The sequence below is a fragment of the Streptomyces sp. NPDC056169 genome, assembly GCF_042268445.1.
Classification (GTDB): Bacteria; Actinomycetota; Actinomycetes; order Streptomycetales; family Streptomycetaceae; genus Streptomyces.
In genome coordinates, this window is the sequence record NZ_JBHJUO010000046.1 from 1 (window position 1) to 9,497 (window position 9,497).

The 9,497-nt window shown below is 72.7% G+C and carries 6 protein-coding genes; 3 read left to right on the plus strand and 3 right to left on the minus strand.

What is annotated here, in order from left to right:
* The first annotated feature begins 419 nt into the window (after positions 1-419).
* The gene (locus ACFC0G_RS39355; RefSeq protein ID WP_376413587.1) at positions 420-902 is read left to right on the plus strand and encodes a DedA family protein; all 483 of its coding nucleotides are present in this window, start codon (positions 420-422) and stop codon (positions 900-902) included.
* A gap of 181 nt (positions 903-1,083) precedes the next feature.
* On the opposite strand, the gene ACFC0G_RS39360 is transcribed toward ACFC0G_RS39355, so the two are convergent.
* Together ACFC0G_RS39360 and ACFC0G_RS39365 are read right to left on the minus strand one after the other, a co-directional pair.
* Entirely contained in the window at positions 1,084-2,475 is a 1,392-nt protein-coding gene (locus ACFC0G_RS39360) for a M1 family metallopeptidase (protein ID WP_376413589.1), read from the minus strand.
* 65 nt (positions 2,476-2,540) lie between these two features.
* Positions 2,541-6,434 (minus strand): Pls/PosA family non-ribosomal peptide synthetase, encoded by a 3,894-nt coding sequence (locus ACFC0G_RS39365; protein ID WP_376413596.1) that lies wholly within the window; start codon positions 6,432-6,434, stop codon positions 2,541-2,543.
* 360 nt (positions 6,435-6,794) lie between these two features.
* On the opposite strand from ACFC0G_RS39365, the gene ACFC0G_RS39370 reads away from it, so the two are divergent.
* Together ACFC0G_RS39370 and ACFC0G_RS39375 are read left to right on the plus strand one after the other, a co-directional pair.
* Positions 6,795-7,268 carry a carboxymuconolactone decarboxylase family protein gene (locus ACFC0G_RS39370; protein ID WP_376413591.1) on the plus strand — a complete coding sequence of 158 codons (474 nt, stop codon included), beginning with the start codon at positions 6,795-6,797 and terminating at the stop codon, positions 7,266-7,268.
* A 119-nt stretch (positions 7,269-7,387) separates the two neighbouring features.
* Positions 7,388-8,314 (plus strand): RNA polymerase sigma-70 factor, encoded by a 927-nt coding sequence (locus tag ACFC0G_RS39375; protein WP_376413593.1) that lies wholly within the window; start codon positions 7,388-7,390, stop codon positions 8,312-8,314.
* 28 nt (positions 8,315-8,342) lie between these two features.
* Here ACFC0G_RS39375 and ACFC0G_RS39380 read toward each other — a convergent pair whose 3' ends face one another.
* Positions 8,343-9,284 (minus strand): SCO0930 family lipoprotein, encoded by a 942-nt coding sequence (locus ACFC0G_RS39380; protein WP_376413594.1) that lies wholly within the window; start codon positions 9,282-9,284, stop codon positions 8,343-8,345.
* Between the last annotated feature and the right edge of the window lie 213 nt (positions 9,285-9,497).

Genomic DNA, 9,497 nt, shown 5'->3' on the forward strand with positions numbered 1-9,497 from the left:
CCGCTACGACAAACGAGCCCGCCACTACAAAGCCCTGGTCACCCTCGCCTGCCTGCGGCTATGGCTCCCCAACTGACATTGCGGACACCCCCTAGCCGCCCCGTGTCAGCTTCCCTTCCGCGCCCGTCGCTGGTGAGCCGACCGGCTTCACTGACCGCGCCTGGCGTTGCCCGAGTAACCCGGCGCCCTGTACCCGCCCTTTGCGCGTTCGGTTAGGCTTACCTTGCCCGGCACACACCGGGCGTGCGGGATCGGGTTCCGGTGCCGCAGGTGGGACCCGGCAGACGGAGAAGGCAGAGGCAGGGCGCAGGTGAGAGACGGTGATCAGGCTCGTGCGCGTCGTGCGCCCGGTGGGGCGGGAACGCCCATGCGCGTGACGGGGGACGCGGGTTTCGGCCGGGCGTCCGGGACGAGGCGTCGTGGATAAGATCGCGCTCACGGCCGGCGCCCTGTACGTCATCATCCTGCTACGCGCCGGAGGTACGTTCGCCGTCGGGTGGCTCGCCGCCGCCGGTGCCCGGCGCAGCAGGTTCGCCGGGCGGATCTCTTCGGCGAAGTTCCAGCGCGCCGAGCAGGCGATCCAGCGGTGGGGCGCGCCGGTGGTGGCCGTCTCCTTCCTGACCGTCGGTTTCCAGACCGCCGCCAACTTCCTCGCGGGCAGCATGCGCATGCCGTTGCCGCGCTACCTTCCCGCCCTGTTCGTGGGCGGAGCGGCCTGGGCGCTGATCTACGCGACCGCGGGGCTCGGCGTGCTCGAAGTGCTGGGAAGGCTCTTCGCCGAACAGACGGCCCTCGGGGTGTCCGCCGTGGCCGTCCTCCTGCTCGCGGTGTGCGGTGCGGTGGTGTACCGGAGGAGAAGGGCCGTCCCGTCCTCCGGTGACACGGTGGCCGACGGATCGTGAGCCCCACCCGCAACGGCAGATGCCGCGGAGGGCGCGATGTACCCGGGGCCTCAGCTCTCGTCGGACGTGATCCGTAGGGCGAGGTCGTACGCGAGGGCCGCGGTAGCCCGTCGGCTGCCTGGCGGGCCGCGAGTGGGTCCCGGTCGAAGCCGTAGGTGGCGGGCTTGGAGGGCCGGCGAGGTCAGACGTGCTGGGGCCCGCCGGTCGTGGGCGGGTACGTGGGGCGGGTCGGGATCGAGGGGGTCGCCTGTGGTGGGGTGGGGAGCGGGGGGAGGGCGGGGAGCGGGGGGAGGGCGGGGTTGTGGAGCCAGGACGCGAGCAGGGTGTCCACCGGTTCGGTCGCGTACCGGGCCACGTGGGCGGTGAAGGTCGCGGTGGTCACCACGCCCTGGCGGTGTACGCCGGCCCAGTCGCGCAGCATGCGGAAGAAGGCGCCGTCGCCCAGCGCGCAGCGGATCGCGTGGACCGCGAGGCCCCCGCGCTGGTACAGGCGGTCGTCGAACATCAGCTTGCGGCCGGGGTCGGCGAGGATCAGGTCCTGGGGCTGTGAGGCCAGCAACCGGTGTGCGGTGCGGGCCAGTTCATGGGCGGTGCGGCCGCCGGAGCGTTCCGACCAGAGCCATTCGGCGTACTTCGCGAAGCCCTCGTTCAGCCAGATGTGCCGCCAGTCGCCGATGGTCACGCTGTTGCCGAACCACTGGTGCGCGAGCTCGTGGGCGATGAGGCGTTCCGAGCCCCGTACACCGTCCACGTGGTTCGCGCCGAAGAGCGACAGGCCCTGGGCCTCCACCGGTACGTCCAGCTCCTCGTCGGCGACGACGACCGCGTACTCGCCCAGGGGGTAGGGGCCGAACAGCTCCTCGAAGAGCCGCATCATCGCGGGCTGCCGGGCGAAGTCCCGGGAGAACTTCGGCAGCAGGTGCGCCGGTACGTGGGCGCTCTGCGGCACCCCGCCGAGACCGGGGTCGCCGAGCAGCACGGTCTGGTACATGCCGATGGAGAGGCCGACCAGATAGCTGGAGGTCGGGGCGGTCTGCTCGTACACCCAGGTGGTCGTGGAGGCCTTCGTGGTCCGGGTGAGCAGCCGGCCGCCGGCCACCACGGTGTAGGCGGACGGTGTGTTGACCGAGATGTGGTACGAGGCCTTGTCGGCCGGCCGGTCGTTGCAGGGGTACCAGGAGGGCGCGCCGACCGGCTGGCTGGCCACCAGCGCGCCGTCCGTCAGTTCCTCCCAGCCGAGGCCGCCCCAGGGGCTGCGTACCGGCTTGGGGTTGCCCGACCAGTGCACCTCCACGGTGAAGGCGGCGCCGGCGGGGAGGGGCTTGGCCGGCCGGATGCGCAGCTTGCCGCCCCGGTGGGTGTAGTGCGGCGCCCGGCCGTTCACCTGGACCCGGCCGACCTTGAACTCGGCGAGGTTGAGGGCGAACTCGGTGAGCGGTGCCCGGCCGACGATCGCGCTGAGCCGGGCCGTCCCGGCCAGCCGGTTGGGGCCGGGCCGGTAGTCCAGTGTCAGCTCGTACCGGTGCACGCGGTATCGGGCGTCTCCGTTGGCCGGAAAGTACGGGTCCGACACCGTTGTCCTCTGGCCGCTCACTGCCGCTTCCGCTCCCTGCGCTGTGCTCGTGCGCCACGGGCCCCTCAGGACCGCCACGCCTCGATCGGATTGCCCAGCCAGCGGGAGTCGGCGGGGACGGATTCCCCGGCCATCACGAGAGAGGCGGGTCCCAGTGTGCTCCGGGCCCCCACCGTGCTCCCGGGCAGGACGATTCCGCCCGGGCCCAGGGTGGCGCCCTCGCGGAGGACCACAGTATCCGTCCTCAAGATCCGGTCGTGGAAGAGGTGCGTCTGCAACACACAGCCGCGGTTCACGGTGACGGCGTCGCCGAGGGTCACCAGGTCCGTCTCGGGCAGCCAGTAGCTCTCGCACCACACGCCCCGGCCGATCCGGGCTCCGAGGCCGCGCAGCCACAGGGCGAGGAGCGGGGTGCCGGGCACCGATCCGGCCAGCCAGGGCACGGCCAGGACCTCGACGAACGTGTCGGCCAGCTCGTTGCGCCAGACGAAGCCGCTCCACAGCGGGTGCTCCCCCGTCCGGTGCCGGCCCACGAGGAGCCACTTCGCGGTGACGGAGACCACGGCGGCGGTCGCCCCGGCGGCGAGGAGGACCGCTCCGGACAGCAGGGCCGTCCCCACGGTGCCGAGCCCGTCCGTCGTGGCCAGGGCGCACAGCGCGGCCACGGTCAGGACGGCGAGCGCGGCCGAGCAGAAGACGGGGACCAGCCGGCACAGCTCCACCAGGCCCCGGGCCCACAGGAGGCGGGCGGGCGGGTCGTAGGTGCGGCTCTGGTCCGCGTCGGCGGCGGACCGCGGCAGCTTGACCGGCGGCAGGCCCAGGTACGAGCTGCCCTTCTTGGCCTTCTTCGGGGTGGCGGACAGCACGCCGACCAGCCCGTCGTCGGGGACGCTGCGGCCCGGCGCGGTCATTCCGGAGTTGCCGAGGAACGCCCGGCGGCCGATCTCGGAGTGTCCGATGCGGACCCAGCCGCCGCCCAGTTCGTACGGGGCGGTCAGGGTGTCGTCGGCGAGGAACGCGCCTTCGCCCACGGTCGTCAGGCTCGGGAGTGCGAGCACCGTGGACACCTCGGCGCCGCGGCCGATCCTCATGCCGAGCAGCCGGAGCCATACGGGGGTGATCAACCCGGCGTACAGCGGGAACAGGGTCTCCCGGGAGAGGTCCATCAGCTGCGTGACGGTCCATGCCTGCCAGCCGACGCGGCTGTGCGTCGGGTGGGTCCCGGTGCGCAGCCCCAGGCTGAGCAGTCGTACGGAGACGAGCAGCAGCAGCGCGTACGCGAAGCCGAAGGCGAGCGCTGCCGGCACCACGGCCGTCAGTGCGCCGCGCAGGGCCTCGGGGAGTCCGGCGTCGGCGGGGACGAACAGGCCGACGACGAGCAGCGCCGGCAGCGCGGCGAGCACGGGCAGAGCCGTCAGGCAGAGGCCGGCCGCTCCGTACAGGGCGCGCCAGTGGGCGGCGCGCGGCGGGCGGTCCTCGGGCCAGTTGCGCTTGGCCTTGCCGAGCTTCACGGCGGGTGCTCCGGCCCAGCGCTGACCGGTCGGGACCTGGCCGGTGACGGCGGAGCCGGGGGCCACCTCGGCCCGCTTGCCGACCCGTGCGCCCGGGAAGAGGAGGCTGCGGGTGCCGACGACCGCGCCCGCGCCGACCTTGATGGGGCCGATCACGAGCCGGTCGCCGTCAAGCCAGTGCCCGGAGAGGTCCACCTCGGACTCCACGGCGCAGCCGCGGCCGAGCTTGAGCATGCCGGTCACGGGAGGCAGCGAGTGCAGGTCGACCTCGGGGCCGATCTTGGCGCCGAGGGCTCGTGCGTAGCGTTCCAGCCAGGAGCCGGTGAGGGAGGTCGCTCCGACGTGGTCGGCCAGCCGCTCGGCCGTCCACAGCCGCAGGTGGACGCTTCCGCCGCGCGGGTAGCGCCCCGGCTTGACCCCGCGCAGCAGGAGGCGAGCACCGCCGGCCGCGAGCGCCAGTCGGCCCGGTGGGCTGTAGAGCAGGACCGCGCCGGCGGCCACGAGCCACCACGAGGCGGTGGGCGCCCACGGGAAGGGGCCGAACCGGTGCAGGACGTTGCCCAGGGCGAGGAGCGCCACCGTCCAGCGCAGGCCGACCAGGGTGAACAGCGGGAGCAGGAGCAGCGACTGCGTCACCTGGGACCTGAGCGGGACGGGGGCGACGGTCCGGGCCGCGCCGTCGTCCTGGACGGACTTCTCCAGGCGCCGGGCGAGCTTGCGCAGGATGGGCTGCTGGTAGATGTCGACCACGGCCGCGCTCGGGTAGCGGGTGCGCAACCGGGTGGTGAGCTGGGCGGCGGCGAGGCTGTTGCCGCCGATCGCGAAGAAGTCGTCGGCGGCGCCGGTGACGGCCACTCCGAGGGTCTCGCTCCACTGCTCGGCGAGCCAGGCCTCGGTGCCGTAGAGCTGCTCGACGGAGCCGGTGGGTTCCGTTTCGGGCAGCGGCCAGGGCAGTGCGTCGCGGTCCACCTTGCCGGAGGTACGGGTCGGCAGGTCGTCGACCGGCGCGAGGAGCGGCACGAGGGCGGCAGGCAGTTCGGCGCGCAGCCGCTCGACGGCGGCCGTGTGGTCCCAGCCCTCCTGGGTGACGAGGTAGCCGACGAGGAGCTGGTTGCCGCTGCGCGCGGTGCGGACGGCGGCGGCCGCGCCGGCGACGCCGGGCAGGGCCTGGAGCGCGGCGTCCACCTCGCCCAGTTCGATGCGCCGGCCGCCGAGCTTGATCTGCTCGTCGCCGCGGCCGAGGAAGACGAGCCCCTCCGGTTCCGCGCGGACGAGGTCGCCGCTGCGGTAGGCGCGCTGCCAGCCGAGGGAGGCGAGCGGGGCGTACTTCTCGGCGTCCTTCCCGGGGTCGAGGTAGCGGGCCAGGCCGACGCCGCCGATCACGAGCTGGCCGCTGCCGCCCATGGGCACCGGTTCGCCCGACTCGTCGACGACGGCCAGTTCCCAGCCGTTCAGCGGGAGACCGATGCGAATCGGTTCCTCACCGGTCAGGAGCGAGGCGCAGGCGACGACAGTGGCCTCGGTGGGGCCGTACGTGTTCCACACCTCGCGGCCCTCGGTGACCAGTCGCTGGGTCAGTTCGGGCGGGCAGGCCTCGCCGCCGAAGATCAGCAGCCGTACTTCGCCGAGGTCCTCGGGCTCCCAGAGCGCGGCCAGGGTCGGCACGGTGGAGACCACGGTGATCTCCTGTTCCACCAGCCAGGGGCCGAGGTCGGCGCCGCTGCGGACCTGGGAGCGCGGGACGGGCACGAGGCAGGCGCCGTAGCGCCAGGCCAGCCACATCTCCTCACAGGAGGCGTCGAACGCGACCGACAGGCCGGCCATGACCCGGTCGCCGGGTCCGAGCGGTTCCTCCGCGAGGAAGAGCGCGGCTTCGGCGTCGACGAAGGCGGCGGCGCTGCGGTGGGTGACGGCGACGCCCTTGGGCTTGCCGGTGGAGCCGGAGGTGAAGATGATCCACGCGTCGTGCTCGGGTCCGGGGCGGGCGGCGGGGGCGTGCCCGGGTTCCGGAGCGCGGGTGGCCTCGACGAACTGTCCGGCGCCGAGCACCGCGCGCACGCCGGCCTCGCCGAAGACCAGTTCGGCCCGCTCGTCGGGGTCCTCGGCGTCGACCGGCACGTAGGCGGCTCCTGCGGCGAGCACGGCGAGGATGGCCACGTACAGCTCGTTGGTCCCGGAGGGCACGCGTACGCCGACCCGGTCGCCGAGCCCGACCCCGGCCGCGGCGAGGTCGCGGCGCCGGCGCTCGACCTCTGCCGCGAGCGCACGGTAGGTCAGCCGGGTGGTGCCGTCGTCGAGGGCAGGTTCGTCGGGGTACGCCCGGACGGTCGCTTCGAGAATGTCGACGAGCGTACGGGGCGGGGCGGCGGGACCGGCGGAGAACCGGGCCGCCTTGCCGGGCTCTTCGCCCGTGGCCCCGTCCGTCACCTCGCCCATCGCCCCGTCCATCACCCCGTCGTCGAGCAGAGTGAGTTCACCGCGCTCAGGTGTGGCTGACATCGGCCCTCGCGTCTCGATCCCGGAACGTCCGGGTCGCCGGTGGAGCCCGGGTCTGCCCAGGTTGTTCCGGTCCAGCGCCAAACAGCCCGTCAGTCTAGTGCGCCGGAACGGATTTCCTTTGTCGAACCGCTTGCGCGCGGCTGAGGAGAGGCGGTATTGCGGCGGCTCTCCCGCTCTCCGTGGGACGCCAGGGCGGTACGTCCGGTGGGGGGTGAGAGACCCAGGTCACATCCGGTCCTGTCACAGGGCGCCGGGCCGCCTCGTCTCAGGGGGTGACAGCACGTTCCACCACACCAACGGGAGCACACCATGGACGCGCGACTGAACCTGTTCGCCAGCTCGGTCACCGGCAAGGCCTTCAAGCACCTCATGGCGGCGGGCAGGGTCGTCAAGGACTCGCCGCTCCCGGTCGCCACGCAGGAACTCGTGTCGCTGCGCGTGAGCCAGATCAACAGCTGCGCCGTCTGCATCGACATGCACACCAAGGAAGCCACCCTCGCCGGTGAGACCCCGGTGCGGCTGAACCTGGTGGCGGCGTGGCGGGAGGCCACCGTCTTCAGCGAGGCCGAGCGCGCGGCGCTGGAGCTGGCGGAGCAGGGAACCCGTACCGCGGACGCGGCCGGCGGAGTGGACGACGAGGTGTGGGCGCGGGCCGCCCGGCACTTCGACGAGGAGCAGCTCAACGCCCTGGTGCTGCTGATCGCCTTCATGAACCTGGCGAACCGGCTGAACGTCATCACCCGCCAGCCCGCCGGCGACTACGAGCCCGGCCAGTTCCACTGAACCGCCCGCCGGCAGCGCCGGGTTACCCTGACCTGCCGGCGATCCGGATGATCATGGGAAGACGCCCGCGTCGACGAAGTACGGCCGGGTCGAAGGACGTTACGGGGAGAGGAAACGGCGTGAGCAAGGTCGAGGAGTTCGAGGAGCTGCGGCCACTGCTGTTCTCGATCGCCTACCGGATTCTCGGCAGTGTGAGCGAGGCCGAGGACGCGGTCCAGGAGTCGTGGCTGCGATTCGACGGCTCGGCCACGCGGCCCACGTCGACGAAGGCCTTCCTGTCCGCCACGGTGACGCGGATCTCCATCGACGTGCTGCGTTCGGCGCGCGTGCGGCGGGAGGCGTACGTCGGGCCGTGGTTTCCCGAGCCGCTGCTGAACGACCCGTACGAGGACCCGGCGCGGGCGGCGGAGCTCGCCGACTCGGTGTCGATGGCGGCCCTGCTCCTGCTCGAACGGCTCGGCCCGAGGGAGCGGGCCGTGTTCCTCCTGCGCGAGGTCTTCGGCTTCGCCTTCGAGGACATCGCCGCGGCCGTGGATCGCTCCGAGGCGGCGTGCCGGCAACTGCTCGTACGGGCACGGCGGCACATGGACGCCGGGCGGCCCCGGTTCGCCGCGGACCGTCACGAACGGCAGGAGCTGGCCACCCGGTTCTTCGACGCGCTGAAGGACGGCGACGTCGACGGACTGCAGCGACTGCTCGCCGCCGACGTGCAGCTCCTCGGCGACAGCGGCGGCAAGACCCCGCAGCTCGCCAAGGCCGTCGCCGGCACGCAGAACGTGGCCCGGCTCCTGGCCTCCGTCTTCCCCCTGCTGCTGCGCATCGGCGTCACGCTCACGCCGCACGAGGTCAACGGCCAGCCCGGTGCCGTCTTCCGCGACCGCGAGGGGAAGGTCCTCCACACCATGGTCCTCGACGTCCTCGACGGGCAGGTGCAGGCCATCCGGGCCGTGGCCAACCCCGACAAGCTAGCCCACCTCGGGCCCGTCGCCGACGCCTGGGCCGTCAACGACGAGGTCAAGCGAGCCCGTCGACGCCGCTCGTCCTGACGCCGGCCCGTCGGCGCGGCGGGGGCGGTTACTTGGCGAGCTTGCCGTCGGCCGTCACGGCGAACCACGTGCCACCCACGCCCTGACCGTTGGTGTCGCCGGGCGTCTTGTCACCGGTGAACCAGTACAGCGGCCAGCAGTCGATCGTCAGCTGCTTCGTGCCGTCCGCGCGGGTGTAGGGGATCAGCTTCTTCGGGTCGATGCCCTCGACCTTGGCGACGTCGACCAGCTTGGCCGGCCGCCACTTCTCCAGGCACGCGCCTGCGCAGTTCGACTTCATGGGCCAGGCGGTGTCCTTGGTGAAGCGGTACAGGGTCCGGCCCTTCCCGTCCCTGATGATCTTGCCGAGCTTGTCGTTCTCCGTCAGTGAGAGGGCGGGAAGCGCCGATTCGCCCGGGGCGGCCGTGCCCGGGGTGGCCGTGCCGGGCTCCCCCGCACCCGCCTTCTTGCCGTCCGGGGTGACCGCGAACCAGGTACCGCCCACGCCCTGGCCGTTGGTCTGACCCGGGGCGGTGTCCTTCGCGAAGCGGTAGACCGGCCAGCCCGCGATCGTCAGCTGCTCCACGCCGTCGGCCCGCTTGAGCGAGCCGACGCGTGACGCGTCCACACCACCGGGCCGCGTGCTGCCTGCGGGGACCGGGGGCCAGGTCGTGGCGCAGTCGCCCGCGCAGGCGGAGGTGGAAGGACTGGCGGTGTCGTTGTCGAACCGGTAGAGGGTGAAGCCCTTCGCGTCGACGACCACGGAGCCGAGTTCGGCATCGTCGCGGACCGCCAGCGGCCCCGACGCCGTCGGGCCGGAACCCTCGGGAGCACCGTTGCCGTACGAGTCACCTCCACCGGCGGTCGCGGCCGGCGGGGCGACCGTGGCGGCGCCGGCTCCCGCGCCCGTCTCCTGCGTTCCGCAGGCCGTCACCCCGAACAGCAGCGCGGCCCCGGCCGTGGCGACGGTGAGCTTATGCATGTTCATCATGACAACTCCTCTTATCTCGTACTTCGTTGTGCTGTGTCGGCACCGGAAACACGTGGCCCGTCCGGGCCCGGTTCAACGGATTCGAAAAAGTTCTCCGGACATGCGAGCGCCGGCCGGGCCCAGGGCCCCGCCGGCGCGCGCAGGGGGGGGGGGCGGGGGTGTACAAGGGTGCGGGGACGAACCACTTTCGGTGTCTTATACACAACAGACGCG